The organism is Ruegeria sp. F12, assembly GCF_056533885.1.
In genome coordinates this window covers 59,452-77,095 of the sequence record NZ_JBQFOV010000012.1, presented here as the reverse complement: position 1 = coordinate 77,095, position 17,644 = coordinate 59,452, and the positions used below count along the sequence as shown (strand labels likewise).

18 protein-coding genes are annotated in these 17,644 nt (G+C 58.1%); 13 read left to right on the top strand and 5 right to left on the bottom strand.

All coding sequences use genetic code 11. The features are described 5' to 3' along the window. Positions 1-41: 41 nt before the first annotated feature. From mdh to lpdA, 12 genes are all read left to right on the top strand, one after another. A complete protein-coding gene (gene mdh / locus ACR0CA_RS15735; protein WP_480900133.1) occupies positions 42-1,004 on the top strand; it encodes a malate dehydrogenase in 963 nt (320 codons plus the stop codon). Positions 1,005-1,319: 315 nt separating this feature from the next. Continuing rightward, a complete protein-coding gene (gene sucC / locus ACR0CA_RS15730; protein WP_170784904.1) occupies positions 1,320-2,513 on the top strand; it encodes an ADP-forming succinate--CoA ligase subunit beta in 1,194 nt (397 codons plus the stop codon). A gap of 81 nt (positions 2,514-2,594) precedes the next feature. Then, a complete protein-coding gene (locus tag ACR0CA_RS15725; RefSeq protein WP_170784906.1) occupies positions 2,595-2,996 on the top strand; it encodes a hypothetical protein in 402 nt (133 codons plus the stop codon). A 12-nt stretch (positions 2,997-3,008) separates the two neighbouring features. After that, the gene (gene sucD, locus ACR0CA_RS15720) at positions 3,009-3,890 is read left to right on the top strand and encodes a succinate--CoA ligase subunit alpha (RefSeq protein WP_170353524.1); all 882 of its coding nucleotides are present in this window, start codon (positions 3,009-3,011) and stop codon (positions 3,888-3,890) included. 124 nt (positions 3,891-4,014) lie between these two features. Next, entirely contained in the window at positions 4,015-4,770 is a 756-nt protein-coding gene (locus tag ACR0CA_RS15715; protein WP_480900130.1) for a hypothetical protein, read from the top strand. Continuing rightward, positions 4,757-5,299: a DUF805 domain-containing protein gene (locus ACR0CA_RS15710; protein ID WP_480900128.1), complete on the top strand. Its 543-nt coding sequence runs from the start codon at positions 4,757-4,759 to the stop codon at positions 5,297-5,299. The genes ACR0CA_RS15715 and ACR0CA_RS15710 overlap by 14 nt, the downstream gene beginning before the upstream one ends. Continuing rightward, positions 5,296-8,253: a 2-oxoglutarate dehydrogenase E1 component gene (locus ACR0CA_RS15705; RefSeq protein ID WP_480504488.1), complete on the top strand. Its 2,958-nt coding sequence runs from the start codon at positions 5,296-5,298 to the stop codon at positions 8,251-8,253. Before ACR0CA_RS15710 ends, ACR0CA_RS15705 begins: the two co-directional genes overlap by 4 nt. A 2-nt stretch (positions 8,254-8,255) precedes the next feature. Beyond that, complete coding sequence (odhB, locus tag ACR0CA_RS15700) at positions 8,256-9,764, top strand: 2-oxoglutarate dehydrogenase complex dihydrolipoyllysine-residue succinyltransferase (protein ID WP_480900126.1); 1,509 nt, start codon at positions 8,256-8,258, stop codon at positions 9,762-9,764. A gap of 2 nt (positions 9,765-9,766) precedes the next feature. Next, positions 9,767-10,036: a hypothetical protein gene (locus ACR0CA_RS15695; RefSeq protein ID WP_170784916.1), complete on the top strand. Its 270-nt coding sequence runs from the start codon at positions 9,767-9,769 to the stop codon at positions 10,034-10,036. Positions 10,037-10,164: 128 nt separating this feature from the next. Beyond that, positions 10,165-10,557 (top strand): MAPEG family protein, encoded by a 393-nt coding sequence (locus tag ACR0CA_RS15690; RefSeq protein ID WP_480900124.1) that lies wholly within the window; start codon positions 10,165-10,167, stop codon positions 10,555-10,557. A 65-nt stretch (positions 10,558-10,622) separates the two neighbouring features. After that, a complete protein-coding gene (locus ACR0CA_RS15685) occupies positions 10,623-11,012 on the top strand; it encodes an MAPEG family protein (protein ID WP_170789720.1) in 390 nt (129 codons plus the stop codon). A gap of 79 nt (positions 11,013-11,091) precedes the next feature. After that, positions 11,092-12,480: a dihydrolipoyl dehydrogenase gene (gene lpdA, locus ACR0CA_RS15680; protein ID WP_480900121.1), complete on the top strand. Its 1,389-nt coding sequence runs from the start codon at positions 11,092-11,094 to the stop codon at positions 12,478-12,480. A gap of 54 nt (positions 12,481-12,534) precedes the next feature. Here lpdA and ACR0CA_RS15675 read toward each other — a convergent pair whose 3' ends face one another. From ACR0CA_RS15675 to ACR0CA_RS15655, 5 genes are all read right to left on the bottom strand, one after another. Next, on the bottom strand, positions 12,535-13,578 hold the full coding sequence (locus ACR0CA_RS15675; protein WP_170784924.1) for a sterol desaturase family protein: 1,044 nt from the start codon (positions 13,576-13,578) through the stop codon (positions 12,535-12,537). 83 nt (positions 13,579-13,661) lie between these two features. After that, positions 13,662-14,267 (bottom strand): pyridoxamine 5'-phosphate oxidase family protein, encoded by a 606-nt coding sequence (locus ACR0CA_RS15670; protein WP_480900196.1) that lies wholly within the window; start codon positions 14,265-14,267, stop codon positions 13,662-13,664. Beyond that, complete coding sequence (locus tag ACR0CA_RS15665) at positions 14,254-14,994, bottom strand: lysophospholipid acyltransferase family protein (protein ID WP_170772567.1); 741 nt, start codon at positions 14,992-14,994, stop codon at positions 14,254-14,256. The genes ACR0CA_RS15670 and ACR0CA_RS15665 overlap by 14 nt, the downstream gene beginning before the upstream one ends. Continuing rightward, entirely contained in the window at positions 14,991-15,866 is an 876-nt protein-coding gene (locus ACR0CA_RS15660; RefSeq protein WP_174819436.1) for a cell division protein FtsX, read from the bottom strand. The genes ACR0CA_RS15665 and ACR0CA_RS15660 overlap by 4 nt, the downstream gene beginning before the upstream one ends. Positions 15,867-15,886: 20 nt before the next feature. Next, positions 15,887-16,564, bottom strand: coding sequence for a cell division ATP-binding protein FtsE (locus ACR0CA_RS15655; protein WP_480900119.1), 678 nt, complete (start codon positions 16,562-16,564; stop codon positions 15,887-15,889). 183 nt (positions 16,565-16,747) lie between these two features. Between ACR0CA_RS15655 and ACR0CA_RS15650 the strand changes: the two genes are divergently transcribed. Then, positions 16,748-17,632 carry a zinc-ribbon domain-containing protein gene (locus tag ACR0CA_RS15650; protein WP_480900117.1) on the top strand — a complete coding sequence of 295 codons (885 nt, stop codon included), beginning with the start codon at positions 16,748-16,750 and terminating at the stop codon, positions 17,630-17,632. Positions 17,633-17,644: the final 12 nt, after the last annotated feature.

Sequence of the window (17,644 nt, the reverse complement as noted above, 5' to 3'; positions counted from 1 at the left end):
TAGCACAACCGCGATTTCAAAATCCATCGGAGATATTCCACATGGCCAGACCCAAGATCGCGCTGATCGGCGCAGGTCAGATCGGCGGCACGCTCGCCCACCTCGCTGCAATGAAAGAACTGGGTGACGTTGTCCTGTTCGACATCGCCGAAGGCACCCCCGAAGGCAAGGCGCTGGACATCGCAGAATCCGGCCCCTCCGAAGGGTTCGACGCCAAGCTGAAGGGCACCCAGTCCTACGAAGACATCGCAGGCGCCGACGTTTGCATCGTAACCGCCGGTGTCCCCCGCAAACCGGGCATGAGCCGGGACGACCTGCTGGGCATCAACCTGAAGGTCATGAAATCCGTGGGTGAAGGCATCGCCGCCAACGCGCCCGATGCGTTCGTCATCTGCATCACCAACCCGCTGGACGCAATGGTCTGGGCGCTGCGCGAATTCTCGGGCCTGCCGCACAACAAAGTCTGCGGTATGGCAGGCGTTCTGGACTCGGGCCGTTTTGCTCACTTCCTGTCGGAAGAGTTCAACGTCTCCATGCGCGATGTGACCGCATTTGTGCTGGGCGGCCACGGCGACACGATGGTGCCGTCGGTGCGCTATTCAACCGTCGCCGGTATTCCTTTGCCGGATCTGGTCGAGATGGGCTGGACCACGCAGGAGAAACTGGACGCCATCGTTCAGCGTACCCGTGACGGCGGCGCCGAAATCGTTGGCCTGCTGAAAACTGGTTCGGCCTTCTACGCTCCGGCCACCTCGGCTATCGAAATGGCCGAAGCTTTTCTGAAAGACCAGAAGCGCGTTCTGCCTTGCGCCGCCTATTGCAATGGCGAGCTGGGTGTTAACGGCATGTATGTGGGCGTTCCCACCGTGATCGGTGCCGGCGGCATTGAACGGATCGTCAACATCAAGCTCAACGAAGAAGAGCAAGCTGGCTTTGACAACTCGGTCAACGCCGTGAAAGGCCTGATCGAAGCATGTAAGGGCATCGACAACTCTCTGGCGTAAGCTGCAGACCCAATCTAAATTGAAACCGGTCCAATTCTGGGCCGGTTTTCTTTTGGTCGCGTGTCGTCGCATATCGGTCGCACATGTTGGCGCAAACAGAGTAAATACCGGTTTCTGAATGCGTTACCTATCGCGAAGATGGCGTGCTCGAATCACTTTCCACATCAGTTTATTTTTGTGATCACACCTGAAAATACTGTGATCACAAATAGTGAAAATCTTTGTGAAATACCGCTTTGCTATCAAAAAAGCCTTTAAACTTGTCCCCTACACACCCCTATAAAAGGTCAATCGTAGTCAGACGGGACAATTTCGATGAACATTCACGAATACCAAGCCAAGGCGCTTCTTCGCAGCTATGGCGCCCCGGTCTCCGACGGTCGCGCGGTTCTGCGCGCCGAGGAAGCCAAAACCGCAGCCGGTGAACTGGATGGCCCCCTTTGGGTCGTAAAGGCACAAATCCACGCGGGCGGCCGCGGCAAGGGCAGCTTCAAAGAGGCTGATGCCGGTGAAAAGGGCGGTGTCCGTCTGACCAAATCGGTCGAAGAAGCCGCCGAAGAGGCCAAAAAAATGTTGGGCCGCACGCTGGTCACGCATCAGACCGGCCCTGCAGGCAAACAGGTCAACCGCATCTATATCGAGGCCGGTTCCGGCATCGAGACTGAGATGTATCTTGCCCTGCTAGTAGATCGACAGACCAGCCGTATTTCCTTCGTCTGCTCGACCGAAGGCGGCATGGATATCGAAGAAGTGGCTGCAGCCACGCCCGAGAAAATCCTGTCCTTCTCGGTTGATCCGGCCACCGGCTATCAACCTTATCACGGCCGCCGCATCGCATTTTCGCTGGGTCTGCAAGGCGCACAGGTCAAACAATGCGTCAAACTGATGAGCCAGCTTTACACCGCCTTCGTCGAGAAGGACATGGAGATGCTGGAGATCAACCCACTGATCGTCTCGGACAAGGGTGATCTGAAAGTGTTGGACGCCAAGGTTGGTTTCGACGGCAACGCGGTCTACCGCCACCCCGATATCGCTGAACTGCGCGACGAGACCGAAGAAGACCCCAAGGAACTCGAAGCCTCGAAATACGACCTGAACTACATCGCGCTGGATGGTGAGATCGGGTGCATGGTGAACGGTGCCGGTCTGGCGATGGCCACGATGGACATCATCAAACTGTACGGGGCCGAGCCTGCCAACTTCCTCGACGTGGGTGGCGGTGCCACTAAAGAGAAAGTGACCGAGGCGTTCAAGATCATCACCTCGGACCCGAACGTCAAAGGCATTCTGGTCAACATCTTCGGCGGCATCATGCGCTGTGATGTGATCGCCGAGGGCGTTGTGGCGGCCGTGAAAGAGGTCGGCCTGCAGGTTCCGCTGGTCGTGCGTCTGGAAGGCACCAATGTCGAGAAAGGCAAAGAGATCATCAATACCTCTGGCTTGGACGTGATCGCGGCAGACAACCTGAAAGACGGGGCCGAGAAGATCGTGAAGGCGGTTAAGGGGTAAGGGCCGCTCCGGGGCCTTTGCTCCGGCAAACGCTCCGGCGGAGCGTTTGAGGCACGAACGGGCGGAGCCCCGGAGAATGTGATGCAATATGTAGAAGCCTTCAATTCCCTCGGTTACGACGTGCCCAATCCTCGTCAAGATTGGAGTGCCGAGAAAAATGACGGTATTTGCATCACGCTCTGGAAATCCGAAGTTCAATGGACGCCTGTACCTCCGCGCCTTGATCTTTGGAAACGGGCAACACCTGGCACGACCGATTGGGAATTCCTACCCGGTCACAAAAAACGCACCGCCCACTTGGAGCGAGCTGTGTCGGAGTTTGATGGTTGGGTCGACGTAGTCGTCGTGAATGGCACCCCTGGACAAGGATATGGCGCCGCCGACCCTTGGCTGCCGAAACAACGCGCTGAATATGGTTGGCGCGTTCAAGAATTCGATAAGGCGACGGGCTTCTTTTCTGTCGCCGCAGAGAAACTGAAATAGGAGACTCCTAAAATGGCAGTCCTCATCGACGAAAATACCAAAGTGATCTGTCAGGGCTTTACCGGCTCCCAGGGCACATTCCACTCTGAACAGGCCATCGCTTATGGCACTAAGATGGTCGGCGGTGTGACGCCGGGCAAAGGCGGGATGACCCATCTTGACCTGCCCGTGTTCAACTCGGTCCACGAGGCAAAGCATGTGACCGAGGCGAACGCCTCGGTGATCTATGTTCCGCCGCCCTTCGCAGCTGACTCGATCCTCGAAGCGATTGATGCCGAGATGGAAGTGATCGTCTGCATCACCGAAGGCATCCCGGTTCTGGACATGATGAAGGTGAAACGCGCGCTGGAAGGCTCCAAATCGCGCCTGATCGGCCCGAACTGCCCCGGTGTCATCACGCCCGACGCCTGCAAAATCGGCATCATGCCCGGCCACATTCACAAGCGCGGCTCGGTCGGTGTTGTGTCGCGTTCGGGCACTCTGACCTATGAGGCCGTCAAACAGACCACCGATGTGGGTCTGGGCCAGTCCACCTGCGTCGGCATCGGCGGCGACCCGATCAAAGGAACCGAGCATATCGACGTGCTGGAATGGTTCCTGGCGGATGACGAGACCCACTCGATCATCATGATCGGTGAGATCGGTGGCTCGGCCGAGGAAGAAGCCGCACAGTTCCTGGCGGATGAGGCCAAGAAGGGCCGCAAAAAGCCGGTTGCTGGCTTCATTGCTGGCCGCACGGCCCCTCCGGGCCGCCGCATGGGCCACGCGGGCGCGATTGTCGCCGGCGGCAAAGGTGGTGCCGAGGACAAGATCGAAGCCATGCGCTCGGCCGGTATCGTTGTGGCAGAAAGCCCCGCGACGCTTGGTGAGGCCGTGCTGGAAGCGATTGGGTAGTCACCAAATGCAAGCACATTCGCGAGCATTTTTTTTAGCGAAGGCGGGTTTCCTACCCGCCTTTAACCGCTTGCGTGAGCATTGTTTCTTAGCCCTTCTTTGCATTTGCAATGCGATTCCTTCAATGACATTTGCGGATCAGGAGCTTTCATTTCCAGACCTTGTGAAACTCGTTGAAACCTGTATTCAGCAAACCGATCTAAATTTTGAGAACCAATCAGCACTGCCTGTTGGAACTAGTAATCCTCAATTCTCCGAAGTTCGAATTGAGGATGCTGATAGGTTTGAAGAAGCGACCAAACTGCACATAGTCCAAAATTTCGTGGCGTGGGCATTAGATTCGGACGCATCAGAAAATTCCCGCCAAGAATCCCTAGGTGCGATTCCGAATATCTTGCAACTTGATCGCGCGCGTCGAAATCACCGTGAAAGGGTACTGAAGCAGATTGGCTCTCACGCCTTGTGGAAAAACCCAGCCCCAGAAGATGGTGAGTGGAATAACTTTGGCATCATTGGGGGCAGCGCATGGTGGTACTCTCAAGATATTGCTGTTGTTTGGGCAGGGACCAGTATTTCGCCTAATAGCGCTGAATGTCGAATCTACGGCGTACCATCTAGTGCCGGGCGAAATCTTATTGAGAATTCAAAATGGAGTTTTGAACAGGAAAGCTACGGGCCCATTTCGCGGCACGTTGCAACACAAAACGCGTTCGCTCCGGCACCCTGCTTTCTGGTTGGGATGCTGACCGGAATTGGCAAAAAACACAGTCTCCCCTCAGCAAGGATCGAGGTGTTTGAAATAGGGCCGGGCGTCTTAAACGAAGACAGTTCGGGGGAATGGCTCATCAGAATATCGGACAGTAGATATGACTTTCTCTGACGCCATCCGCACCTGCTTCTCCAAATTCTTCACCTTCTCGGGTCGTGCCTCGCGGTCTGAGTATTGGTTCTTTTTCCTGTTCATCGTGATCTGGAGCCTCATCGCAGGTTTCATCGACCTTCAGTTTTTCACGCAAGTCGCCACGACCGAGACCGAAACGACGAAATCCGTCGCTGCCACAACGAGTCAACCGGTGCAGAGCATTGTCAACCTAATCGTCTTCTTCCCGCATCTCGCGGTCGCATGGCGGCGAATGCATGATACCGGACGCAGCGGTCTTTATGCTCTGTTTCCGCTGCTCCTGATGGCCGGGGCCGTTGCTGTGCTGGTGTTCGGTATCGGCATGGCGTCCAGCTTCCAGCATGGCGGCAATCTGGATATCCTGTTCACCCGCGCGACTTTACTGATTGTTGTACCCACACTTCTAGTCCTGATGATCTCGCCCCTCCTGGTGCTGTGGTGGCTGACCCGCCCCAGCCAGCCAGGCGCAAACCAATACGGTCCCAACCCATATGAGGTAACCCAATGACCGAGCACTCGCCCAACTCCGCCTTTCATGCCTCAAGCTTCATGCAGGGGCACAATGCCGAATATCTGGAACAGCTATACGCTCAATACACGCGGGACCCGAATGCAGTAGATGCGGCCTGGGTCGAGTTCTTTCGCGCCATGGGCGATGCTTCGCCGGATGTGCAGCGCGAGGCCGAGGGCCCGTCCTGGGCGCGCACTGACTGGCCGCCGATGCCTGCGGATGACCTGACGGGCGCGCTTACCGGTGAGTGGGCCGAGATCGACGCCAAGGCGGCGGGCAAAAAGATCAAGGACAAAGCAGCAGACAAGGGCGTTGCGGTTAGCGAAGATCAGATCAAGCGCGCGGTTCTGGACAGCCTACGCGCGCTGATGCTGATCCGGGCCTATCGTATCCGGGGTCATCTGGCCGCCAATCTGGACCCGTTGGGGATGCGTGCTGCGACCAACCACCCCGAATTGGACCCCAAGACCTATGGCTTTACCGAGGCCGACATGGACCGGCCGATCTTTATCGACAACGTGCTGGGCCTGCAGATGGCCTCGATGCGGCAGATCGTCGATATCGTGAAGCGGACCTATTGCGGCACCTTCGCGCTGCAATACATGCATATTTCCGATCCCGAACAAGCCGCATGGCTGAAGGAGCGGATCGAAGGCTACGGCAAGGAAATCGCGTTCACCAAGGAAGGCCGCAAGGCAATCCTGAACAAGATGGTCGAGGCCGAGGGTTTCGAGAAATTCCTGCACGTCAAATACATGGGCACCAAGCGGTTCGGTCTGGACGGCGGTGAGGCTCTGATCCCCGCGATGGAACAGATCATCAAGCGCGGCGGGGCGCTGGGTGTCCGGGATATCGTCATCGGAATGCCGCACCGGGGCCGTCTGAACATCCTGGCCAACGTGATGCGCAAACCCTATCGCGCGATCTTCAACGAGTTCCAGGGCGGCAGCTTCAAGCCCGAGGATGTGGATGGTTCGGGCGACGTGAAATACCACCTGGGTGCGTCCAGCGACCGGGAATTTGACGGCAACAATGTCCACCTGTCGCTGACCGCCAACCCCAGCCACCTTGAGGCCGTTAACCCGGTAGTTCTGGGCAAGGTCCGCGCCAAGCAGGACCAGCTGAAGGATGACGAGCGTACGGCGGTGATGGGCATTCTGCTGCACGGCGACGCGGCCTTTGCAGGTCAGGGCGTTGTGGCCGAAGGGTTCGGTCTGTCCGGCCTGCGGGGGCATAAGACCGGTGGCACCATGCATATCGTGGTGAACAACCAGATCGGTTTCACCACGGCGCCTCATTTCAGCCGCTCCAGCCCCTATCCCACCGATATCGCGCTGATGGTTGAAGCGCCGATTTTCCACGTGAACGGTGACGATCCCGAGGCGGTGGTTCACGCCGCAAAAGTGGCGACCGAATTCCGCCAGAAGTTCCACAAGGACGTGGTTATCGACATCTTCTGCTATCGCCGGTTTGGTCACAACGAGGGCGATGAGCCCATGTTCACCAACCCGATCATGTACAAGAAGATCAAGACGCATAAGACCACGCTGTCGCTCTACACGGAACGCTTGGTCAAGGATGGCCTGATCCCCGAAGGCGAAATCGAGGATATGAAAGCCGCTTTCCAGGCCCACCTGAATGACGAGTTCGAGGCCGGGAAAGATTACAAACCCAACAAGGCCGACTGGCTGGACGGGCGCTGGTCACATCTGGACAAAAACAAAGAAGAGTATGTCCGGGGCGACACGGCGATCTCGCCGGAAACCATGGCCGAGGTCGGCAACGCTCTGACCCATGTGCCCGAAGATATCGCGCTGCACAAAACCGTCGGCCGACTTTTGGACCACAAGAAAAAGATGTTCGAAAGCGGCAAGGGGTTCGACTGGGCAACCGGCGAAGCGCTGGCGTTTGGCTCGCTTCTAACCGAGGGCTATCCGGTCCGCTTGTCCGGTCAGGATGCAACGCGAGGGACATTCAGCCAACGCCACTCGGGCTTTGTGCATCAGGAGACCGAGGCACGATACTATCCGCTCAACAACATCCGGGCCGGACAGTCGCACTATGAAGTGATCGACTCGATGCTGTCGGAATATGCGGTGCTGGGTTTTGAATACGGCTATTCGCTGGCCGAACCCAATGCCCTGACCTTGTGGGAGGCGCAGTTCGGCGACTTTGCCAACGGCGCGCAGATCATGTTTGACCAGTTCATCAGCTCGGGTGAAAGCAAATGGCTGCGTATGTCCGGTTTGGTCTGTCTGTTGCCGCACGGGTTTGAAGGTCAGGGGCCTGAACACTCGTCCGCGCGTCTGGAACGCTTCCTGCAAATGTGCGGGCAGGACAACTGGATCGTGGCGAACTGCACGACGCCGGCGAACTATTTCCACATCCTGCGCCGTCAGCTGCACAGGACTTTCCGAAAACCGCTGATCATGGTGACGCCAAAATCACTGCTGCGTCACAAATTGGCCGTCAGCACCGCAGATCAATTCACCACCGGATCCAGCTTCCACCGGGTGCTGTGGGATGACGCGCAGCATGGCAACTCGGACACCAAGCTGGTCGCAGATGACAAGGTCAAGCGGGTCGTTCTGTGTTCAGGCAAGGTCTACTATGACTTGCTCGAAGAACGCGACGCACGCGGGATCGACGACGTCTACCTGATGCGGATCGAGCAATATTATCCGTTCCCGGCGCATTCGCTGATCAATGAGCTTGAGCGCTTCAAAGGGGCCGAGATCGTCTGGTGTCAGGAAGAGCCCAAGAACCAGGGTGCCTGGTCCTTTATCGAACCCAACATCGAATGGGTTCTGACCCGGATTAAAGCAAAACATACACGGCCCCGCTATGTCGGCCGCGCTACTTCGGCCTCGCCCGCGACGGGTCTGGCCAGCCAACACAAAGCCCAACAAGAAGCGCTGGTTAACGAAGCGCTGAGCATTGAAGGAAAATAATGATGTCCATTGAAGTTCGTGTTCCCACGCTGGGCGAGTCGGTCACCGAGGCCACAGTTGCAACCTGGTTCAAGAAGCCGGGTGATGCAGTGGTCGTGGATGAAATGCTTTGCGAGTTGGAGACTGACAAAGTTACAGTCGAAGTGCCCGCCCCCGCAGCCGGCGTGATGGGCGAGATCGTCGCCGCCGAGGGTGAAACCGTTGGCGTTGATGCCTTGTTGGCCACTATCACCGCAGGAGAGGGCGCAGCCGCTGCTCCGGCACCGGCGGCGGCGGCCCCGGCAGCTGAGGCTCCGGCCGCATCGGGTGGCAGCGTTGACGTAATGGTTCCCACGCTGGGTGAATCCGTGACCGAGGCGACCGTGTCCACATGGTTCAAACAGGTCGGCGACGCCGTCGCGCAGGATGAAATGCTGTGTGAGCTGGAAACCGACAAGGTTTCAGTCGAAGTTCCAGCCCCCGCCGCAGGTGTTCTTGCGGAAATCACCGCGCCGGAGGGCACGACCGTTGACGCATCGGCGAAACTGGCCGTGATCTCGGGCGCAGGTGCTGTTGCGGTTCCGGCGGCTGCTCCGGCAGCGGCGGCCCCTGCAGCTGCGGCCACGGGCAAGGACGTGTCCAACGCACCTTCGGCTGAGAAAGCGATGGCACAAGCCGGTCTGTCGGCTGATCAGGTCACCGGCACCGGCCGCGACGGCCGCATCATGAAAGAGGACGTGGCCCGCGCCGTGGCAACGGCTGCCGCACCCGCGCCTGCTGCCTCTCCGGCACCTGCCCCTGCGCCGCGCGCGCCTGTGGCCGCCGATGACGCTGCGCGCGAGGAACGGGTCAAGATGACTCGCCTGCGCCAGACCATCGCCAAGCGACTGAAAGACAGCCAGAACACCGCCGCCATGCTGACCACCTATAACGAGGTGGACATGACTGAAGTGATGGCACTGCGCAGCCAGTATAAGGACCAGTTCGAGAAGAAGCACGGCGTGCGTCTGGGCTTTATGTCCTTCTTCACCAAGGCCTGCTGCCACGCGCTGAAAGAAGTGCCCGAGGTGAACGCCGAGATCGACGGCACCGACATTGTCTACAAGAACTTCGTTCATATGGGCGTGGCCGCCGGCACGCCGACCGGTCTGGTGGTTCCGGTCATCCGCGATGCTGACAGCATGTCTTTTGCTGCGATCGAGAAAGCCATTGCCGAAAAAGGTAAGCGCGCCCGTGACGGCAAGCTGTCCATGGCTGAGATGCAGGGCGGCACCTTTACCATCTCGAACGGTGGTGTTTACGGCTCGCTGATGTCCTCGCCGATCCTGAACCCCCCGCAGTCGGGTATTCTGGGCATGCACAAGATTCAGGACCGCCCGATGGCGATCAATGGTCAGGTGGTGATCCGCCCGATGATGTATCTGGCGCTGTCCTATGACCACCGGATCGTTGACGGCAAAGGTGCGGTGACCTTCCTGGTTCGCGTCAAAGAGGCGTTGGAAGATCCGCGCCGCCTGCTGATGGATCTGTAATCATGGCAACCCATGTTCTCTGGCAGGCCGATGTGGCTGATTTCAACGCCTGGCTGACCGTGTTCCGCGAAGATCAGCCAATGCGCAAGGCGGCAGGTATCCATGACCTGCACGTCTGGCGCGATCCTGATCAGCGCGATCACGCCATCGCCATGTTTGAGGTGCGCGATCTGGACAAGGCCCGTGCTTTTCTGGATTCGCAGGAACTGGCGATGCACCACGAACGCGGCGGCGTGGCCCATATTCAAGTGAAACTGCTGAAACCAGTCTGATCTGAAAAAAACCGTGTGCGGGGTCAACTCGCACACGGGCACGCAAATACCCGTGAACCCAGCCTGCCTTCGCGCCCGGTGAATGGTAGTCGCAAGACCGGACTGAGATTGACAAAAGGATACCTATCATGTCTTCCGAGCTTTCGATTCTTGCCCTCTATGGCCTGGTGGTCATTATTGTGGTTTTGCTGAATATCCTGACTGCAATGTCTCAGGTCGGGTTGATGGCGCTGGGCGGCGCACGCGATGACATGCCGCCGCTGACCGGCGTCGCAGGTCGGGTGGAGCGCGCTTTGGCCAATTCAGTCGTCGCTATGGCACTGTTTGCACCTGCCATTCTGATCCTGTCCGCCAAGGACGCTTTTACCGGCGGTACGTTGTTTGCCGCGCAGATATTCCTGATCGCGCGGATCGTTTTTGTTCCGATCTACGCGTTTGCCATTCCCGTACCGTTCCTGCGCACAACCGTCTGGCTGGCCGGATTTTTCGCAACGGCCTATCTATACCTCCAGGCGCTTTGAGGCGTTTTCGGCCGCGGCTTTGGCGACGCGGCCACTCTCAGGCCCTGCTAAAATCGGATAACCAAATGACCCCCGAAATCACAGTTCTGACCCTGGCCGCCTTGCTTTGGGCCGTTCAGTTCATTGCCTATCTGGCCGTCAGCCACGGCAAAATGGATGTGAACAAGGCGATCGGGCCCCGCGACACGGAAATTGACCGGCCCGGAGCCTCGGGGCGGATGCATCGTGCGCTCAGCAACCTGACCGAAGGGCTGACCCTGTTTGCCATCGCCGCCCTCGTGATTACCGTGACAGGACAATCGACCTCATTCACCGCCGCTGCTGCCTGGATTTTTCTGGTTGCACGCGTCATCTATGTCCCCGCTTATGCGCTGGGTTGGACACCATGGCGTACAATCGTCTGGCTTGTCAGCTTTTTCGCAACTGTCGCAATGCTGCTTGCGGCGCTGTTTTAATCTTGCATCTCACGCTGGTATAAGAAGCCTACGGACCCGGGCGCATGCCCTCCCCCGAGAACAACAAAGGACCATTTGAATGGCAAACTATGACGTCATCGTAATCGGAGCCGGCCCCGGCGGCTATGTCTGCGCCATCCGTTGCGCCCAGCTGGGCCTGAAAACCGCCGTTGTCGAAGGGCGTGAAACGCTGGGCGGCACTTGCCTGAATGTGGGCTGCATCCCGTCCAAGGCGCTGCTGCATGCCAGTCACCAGCTACACGAGGCAGAACACAACTTTGCCAAGATGGGCCTCAAGGGTAAAAGCCCCTCGGTCGACTGGAAACAGATGCAGGCCTACAAGGACGAGGTGATCGACGGCAACACCAAGGGCATCGAGTTCCTGTTCAAGAAGAACAAAATCGACTGGCTGAAAGGCTGGGGCTCGATCCCAGCTGCCGGCCAGGTGAAGGTGGGTGACGAGGTTCACACCGCCAAAAACATCATCATCGCATCAGGGTCCGAGCCGTCCTCGCTGCCCGGTGTCGAGGTGGACGAAAAGGTCGTCGTGACATCGACCGGCGCGCTGACGCTGGGCAAGATTCCAAAAAAGATGGTTGTAATCGGCGCGGGCGTGATCGGGCTGGAACTGGGCTCGGTCTACAGCCGTTTAGGGGCCGAGGTGACAGTGATCGAATTCCTCAAGGAGATCACGCCGGGCATGGACCCCGAGGTTCAGAAAACCTTCCAGCGTATCCTCAAGAAACAGGGCCTGAATTTTGTCATGGGGGCTGCGGTTCAAAAGACCGAAGCCACCAAGACCAAGGCCAAAGTCACCTATAAGCTGTTGAAAGATGACAGCGAGCATATGATCGAGGCCGACACCGTGCTGGTCGCCACCGGGCGCAAACCCTTCTCGGACGGGCTGGGGCTGGACGCGTTGGGGGTTGAGATGACACCGCGCGGTCAGATCAAGGTCGGCAGTGACTGGCAAACCAACGTGCCTGGCGTCTACGCCATCGGTGACGTGACCGAAGGCCCGATGCTGGCCCATAAGGCCGAGGATGAAGGCATGGCCGCAGCCGAGCAGGTCGCAGGCAAGCACGGCCATGTGAACTATGGTGTCATTCCGGGCGTGATTTATACTTGGCCCGAAGTCGCGAATGTGGGCGAAACCGAAGCCACGCTGAAGGAAGCAGGGCGTGCCTACAAAGTTGGCAAGTTTATGTTCATGGGCAATGGCCGCGCCAAGGCAAACTTTGCCGCCGACGGGTTTGTGAAAATTCTGGCCGACAAAGAGACTGACCGCATTCTGGGTGCCCATATCATCGGCCCCGCAGCGGGCGACCTGATCCACGAGGTCTGCGTTGCAATGGAATTCGGAGCCTCGGCCGAAGATCTGGCCCTGACCTGCCACGCGCACCCAACCTATTCCGAGGCCGTACGCGAAGCGGCTCTGGCTTGTGGCGACGGTCCAATACACAGCTAGGAACCAAAAGCGCGACTTGTTCGTACAGCGTCGCGTTTCGTTTCAGCGTAAATCCTATTCAGCAGGCTCGCGATTGTGAGGCTGCTGAGTTTCCTGCCCGGCGTCTTGTTTACGTCGAATAAGATTCCATGCATCCCGGAAAGGCACGAAATACAGTCTCATACACGTATTTAATTCCTGGCCATTATCTTTCTCGGTTACACCAAATTTCACGTCACGATTATCATCCGGCATGACATATGTGCCGAACAACACGTCCCAAACCGGGAACATGAAGGCAAAGTTCTTGTCTAGATGATCCGGGTGACAACTGTGATGCACATGATGATGCGCCGGGGATGGGAAGACTTTGGACCAGACGCCCGGCCAACGCAGCCAAATATGGGAGTGCCGCAGATTGTAGCCCACGGCATTGAACAGGAACATCAAAAGCGGCACCCCAAGAACAACTGGGATATTCGGGTGATATCCCAATATACGGAAGGTAAAACCCGTTACGGCGCCACCCCCCAGACCAATAGCCACAAGGTAGAACAGATTGTCGATGGGGTGTTCGCGGAAGTTCGAGATTGGATGCATGACCTCGGCGCTGTGATGAACTTTATGAAACTGCCACAACAGTGGAATTTTGTGCTGTAGGTAGTGGCAGTAAAAGCCAATGAAATCCAACACCAGAAAGAGCACAAACATATAGACTATGGTGATAGTGGCCCCCACCCAACCTGTGAGGTGTTTGCCATCCTCAACGGTGGAAGGGTCAAACCCACCACTGGCCCAATAATAGGATACCGCCGCAGAGCCGGCCAGAAGACCTAGCAACAGGAAATGCCCAATCAGCATGTGGAAGAAGAAATATCTTACGTCCAGCCACGCTGACGGATGTCGCCAGACTTTCTTTGGAAACAGAAACCCGAAGAACGTCGTTTCTCCGTCAACCTCTGAAGACACACGCCTTTTCCGGGCATAGATCCAGAACGCGATGAGGAAAGAAGTTGCCAGATACAGGACATAAACTCGGTTATCTGGGTTAAGCGGATACAACAACACGCTTTTTGCGTGGATCAGGAACTCTTGCCAATATGTTTGCAACTGCTGCATCTAAGCCTCCGGTTTCGCTCATCCTATTTTTGCGTCCGTATTTGTCCACCCGTGTGGCGATACCGTGAAATATTGTGGGCTGATCACCACATCGTTTTCTCGGCGCGCGCGCCCCATTCGGCGTCATAGCGCGCGCCGCCTTCGTCTCCGTTCGAAGCTTCGGCCAGGATCTCTCCCATCGTCGGAAGGGTGGCGCTTTCGTCACCACTGCGCCAAGTACGGGCCCGCATCAACGCACGGGCGCATTGGGTGTAGACCTCAGCGATGTCGATAACGATCACCGTGGCGGGGTGCTTGCCCTTTTTGTCAAACCGGGCGGTCAAGCAGGGATCCGCAGTCACGCGGGCCGTTCCGTTCACGCGCACCACGTTGTTGGAACCGGGCACTATGAACATCAGCGCCACGCGCGGGTCACGGACGATATTACGCAGGCTGTCCAACCGGTTGTTTCCACGCCAATCCGGCAGGGCAAGTGTCCTGTCGTCCAGCTCCAGAACCACCGGACCATCGTCGCCACGCGGGCTGCCATCCACACCTTCCGGCCCAACCGTGCTGAGGGTGCACAGCCGCGAAGCCATGATCCATTGCCGGTAAAGCGGAGTCAGACGAGGCGCAACTTTACGCAAAGACGGTGCCGCTGGCGTGCCATAGAGTGCCTCGAGCGTTTCGATATCGTCAATGTACTGCATCCAGGTCAAACCCCACTTCCTGCATCAACGCGTTCGAGCGCGTTTCGATCACCTCTTCTAGGCGGGCCAGAAACGGATCGCGGTCAACGCCGGGCTCGATCTGGTCAAGGAAATCGACGATCGCAAGGCCCGGCTTGCGCATAATGCCCGTGCGGGGCCAGAAAACACCCGCATTGGTCGCCACAGGAATGCACGGAAAGTTAAGCCCCTCATACAGCACGGCGGTTCCAACCTTATAGGGTTTGCGCGCGCCGGGCGCGACGCGCGTTCCTTGCGGGTAGATCACCAACTGGCCGGGTTCGGAAAACTCTTTGGCCACATCCTTGACCATCTTGGCCACCGCCGCGCCACGCTTGCCACGATCCACCGGGATACAGCCCAGCCGACGCGCATATATCCCGATGATCGGTGTCCACATAAGCTCTCGTTTCATGATGAACTTGGCCTGCGGCATGGCATTGAAGATCATCATAATATCAAGAAACGACTGGTGTTTTGCCCCAACAACCACTTCATCAACCGGTGGCGTGCCACGCACTTCACAGCGGATACCGACCATCCAGCTAGCCAGCCACATGGTGCTGCGCGCATAGGTCTTGCACGCCCGTCGCGCACCTTGTTTGGCAAAGATTGCATAGGGGGCGAACACGATCCCAAGAATCAGCATCCACACATAGATCACGATCATGAAGATCAGTGACCGAACCCATTGAACTGCCGCCATCACGAAAGCTCCTTCAATTTGCGCGTTGCCGCCGTCCAGGTCGCCAGAAAAGCCACGGCTGCACCGAGGATCGGGATCAGCGCCGGCAACAACCAGCCCAAACCGCGAAATCCCAGACCGGTCAGAAACCCTCCCTCATCCGAGGCTTCGGGCAATAGCAACACCCCGATCATACCGAACAGAACACCGACCACAGCCCCAAAGAAAGCGCGATAGGTGAAACGGCGCACAAAAGCATGAGCGATGAACCGGTCGCGGGCACCGACAAGCCGCAGAACCTCGATAATCTGGGCATTGGCCGCAAGCGACGCATTAGCCGCCAGAGTAATCATTGCCGCCGTTGCCCCTCCGATCAGCAGGATCGAGATCCAACCCAAACGCCGCAGTGACATGGCCGCATCGACCAGCGGTGCGCGCCAGCGGGTGTGGTCGTCCAGAACGGCGCCCGGTGCCTCGGCCCCCAGACGCAGGCGCAGACCGGCCACATCCATGCCGGGCTCGCCCTCGATAATCTCGATCAATTGCGGTACGGGCAGCGTGTCCAGTGGCAGGTCGGACCCGAACCAGGGGGACAACAACGCGATCTGTTCCTCGGCAGTCAACGCGCGCGCCGAAGCCACACCCGGTGTTTGTGACAACACATCCAACGCGGCCTTAGTCTGGGCCGCCATCTGATCAGCCGGGGCATTGATACGCAGGGTGGCCGCACCAGCCAGTTCCGTGGCCCATCGTTCGGCCAATCGGTCAGAGGCAAGCGACAGTGCCAGTGCGAACACCGCCAGAAAGGCCATCGCGCCGGACACGAACAGGGTCAGATGCGCCGTATACCCGGTCGGGGGCACCACCCGGTCGGCCCTGCTATCGGGCAACAGCATGTTGCGAAGACTGTCTTGCGTCACAGATCAGCCCCCGCCAGTTGCACGTTACGTTGCGAAATCCGCAGAACCCGTGCCTGCACCTGGCTTTTGGCCGCCCGGATCAGGCTAAGATCATGGGTCGCGATCAACACAGTTTTGCCCATCTTGTTCAACTCGACCAGCAGCCGCAAAAGGCGCTGCGACATGTCCCAATCGACATTTCCGGTGGGTTCGTCGGCCAGAACCACATCTGGCGACAGGATAACCGCCCGTGCCAGGGCGGCGCGTTGCCGTTCGCCGCCGGACAGCTCGGGGGGCAAAGCATCCTGCCGTGCGCCCAGCCCGACCCAGTTCAGCAACTCGTCCATATCCTCTTTCTGCGTGTTTTCACCTTTGCCGGACACCATCAGTGGCAGAGCAATGTTTTCTGCCAATGTCAGGTGATCCAGAAACCGGCAATCTTGGTGGACGACCCCAATCCGCCTCCGTAACAGAGCCATCTGATCCCGATCCAATTCCGCAACATTCTGATCGCAGGCAGTCAACCGTCCCGAAGTTGGCAACAATGCGCCATAGCAGAGCTTCAGTAACGTGGTTTTGCCCGCGCCAGACGGGCCGGTCAGAAAGTGGAAGGACCCCGGTTGCAGATGCAGGGACACATCGCTCAGCAATGCGTCACCACCATAGGTATAGCTGACATTTTCCAGCTCGATCACAGGGGCCCCCAGGTTGTTCACCGCCCTTCTTGCCCGAGCGCGGTTTATGTTTCAATCTCTGCACCGGGTCGAATTGGCGACACTTGTCGTGTGAAACCGAAAACACCCTTTGCGGTCAGGTCTTAACGGAATATCATTCCTGAAAAAACTATTATCGGGCCAATATTGTGGCCAGGAGGCAGTATGCGTCTTACATGTCCGAATTGCAGTGCCCAGTATGAGGTTCCGGACGAGGTGATCCCGGCAGAAGGCCGTGATGTGCAATGTTCGAACTGCGAAAAGACCTGGTTTCAGGCCAAGACCACCGTACCCGAACCTGACCCGGTTGTACCCGAGGTAGAGGCAAGCGAACAAGCGCCCGAGCCTCAACCGGCTTCGCGACCCGCGCCGCAGCCAGAACCCGAGCCGCAGTCTGCACAACAACCTGCGCCGCAGCCGGAGCCCGAGGCAGCGCCACCACAGCCAGAACCAAAGCCCGCGCCGCCGCCTCAGCCGGAACCGGAACCCCAACCCACACCTCAGGCGGCGCCCGTACCTGCGGATACCCCCACAGGCAGCCATGTCGACCCATCGGTCTCCAGCATCCTCAAGGAAGAGGCCGCGCGCGAGGCCGATCTGCGGGCGCAAGAGGCAGAAAGCCTTGAAACGCAGACCGATTTGGCCCTGACCCCGCCAGAACCCAAACCTACGCCGGAGCCTGAACCTGAACCCGATCCGGAGCAGGCGATCCGCGAACTGACCGCCACCGAGGCCGCCAAAGACTCTGCGAAAAAAGAAGATTTGCCGGACGTGGAGGCCATAAATTCGAGTCTGCGCAGCGACGAACCTGTTGAGAAAAAGAAGAAAGAACAGGTTCAGCCATTGCCCCGCAAGGCCCCCAGCGGCGGGTTCCGCCGCGGATTCCTGCTGATGGTCGTCATTGGCGTGATCCTGTTTCTGATCTACGGCAACGCGCAACAGATTTCCGAAGCTGTCCCTCAAGCCGATCCGGTGCTGGACAGCTATGTCTCGTTAGTTGATCAGGCGCGGCTGTGGCTACAAGCGCAGACCAGTTCAGGCGCGCAGTAAATCAGACCTTGA

What these genes read in the sequence shown, in the direction of transcription:
- mdh (WP_480900133.1), top strand. Translation starts at nt 42, where the DNA reads ATGGCCAGACCCAAGATCGCGCTGATCGGCGCAGGTCAGATCGGCGGC.
- sucC (WP_170784904.1), top strand. Translation starts at nt 1,320, where the DNA reads ATGAACATTCACGAATACCAAGCCAAGGCGCTTCTTCGCAGCTATGGC.
- ACR0CA_RS15725 (WP_170784906.1), top strand. Translation starts at nt 2,595, where the DNA reads ATGCAATATGTAGAAGCCTTCAATTCCCTCGGTTACGACGTGCCCAAT.
- sucD (WP_170353524.1), top strand. Translation starts at nt 3,009, where the DNA reads ATGGCAGTCCTCATCGACGAAAATACCAAAGTGATCTGTCAGGGCTTT.
- ACR0CA_RS15715 (WP_480900130.1), top strand. Translation starts at nt 4,015, where the DNA reads ATGACATTTGCGGATCAGGAGCTTTCATTTCCAGACCTTGTGAAACTC.
- ACR0CA_RS15710 (WP_480900128.1), top strand. Translation starts at nt 4,757, where the DNA reads ATGACTTTCTCTGACGCCATCCGCACCTGCTTCTCCAAATTCTTCACC.
- ACR0CA_RS15705 (WP_480504488.1), top strand. Translation starts at nt 5,296, where the DNA reads ATGACCGAGCACTCGCCCAACTCCGCCTTTCATGCCTCAAGCTTCATG.
- odhB (WP_480900126.1), top strand. Translation starts at nt 8,256, where the DNA reads ATGTCCATTGAAGTTCGTGTTCCCACGCTGGGCGAGTCGGTCACCGAG.
- ACR0CA_RS15695 (WP_170784916.1), top strand. Translation starts at nt 9,767, where the DNA reads ATGGCAACCCATGTTCTCTGGCAGGCCGATGTGGCTGATTTCAACGCC.
- ACR0CA_RS15690 (WP_480900124.1), top strand. Translation starts at nt 10,165, where the DNA reads ATGTCTTCCGAGCTTTCGATTCTTGCCCTCTATGGCCTGGTGGTCATT.
- ACR0CA_RS15685 (WP_170789720.1), top strand. Translation starts at nt 10,623, where the DNA reads ATGACCCCCGAAATCACAGTTCTGACCCTGGCCGCCTTGCTTTGGGCC.
- lpdA (WP_480900121.1), top strand. Translation starts at nt 11,092, where the DNA reads ATGGCAAACTATGACGTCATCGTAATCGGAGCCGGCCCCGGCGGCTAT.
- ACR0CA_RS15675 (WP_170784924.1), bottom strand. Translation starts at nt 13,578, where the DNA reads ATGCAGCAGTTGCAAACATATTGGCAAGAGTTCCTGATCCACGCAAAA.
- ACR0CA_RS15670 (WP_480900196.1), bottom strand. Translation starts at nt 14,267, where the DNA reads ATGCAGTACATTGACGATATCGAAACGCTCGAGGCACTCTATGGCACG.
- ACR0CA_RS15660 (WP_174819436.1), bottom strand. Translation starts at nt 15,866, where the DNA reads ATGCTGTTGCCCGATAGCAGGGCCGACCGGGTGGTGCCCCCGACCGGG.
- ACR0CA_RS15650 (WP_480900117.1), top strand. Translation starts at nt 16,748, where the DNA reads ATGCGTCTTACATGTCCGAATTGCAGTGCCCAGTATGAGGTTCCGGAC.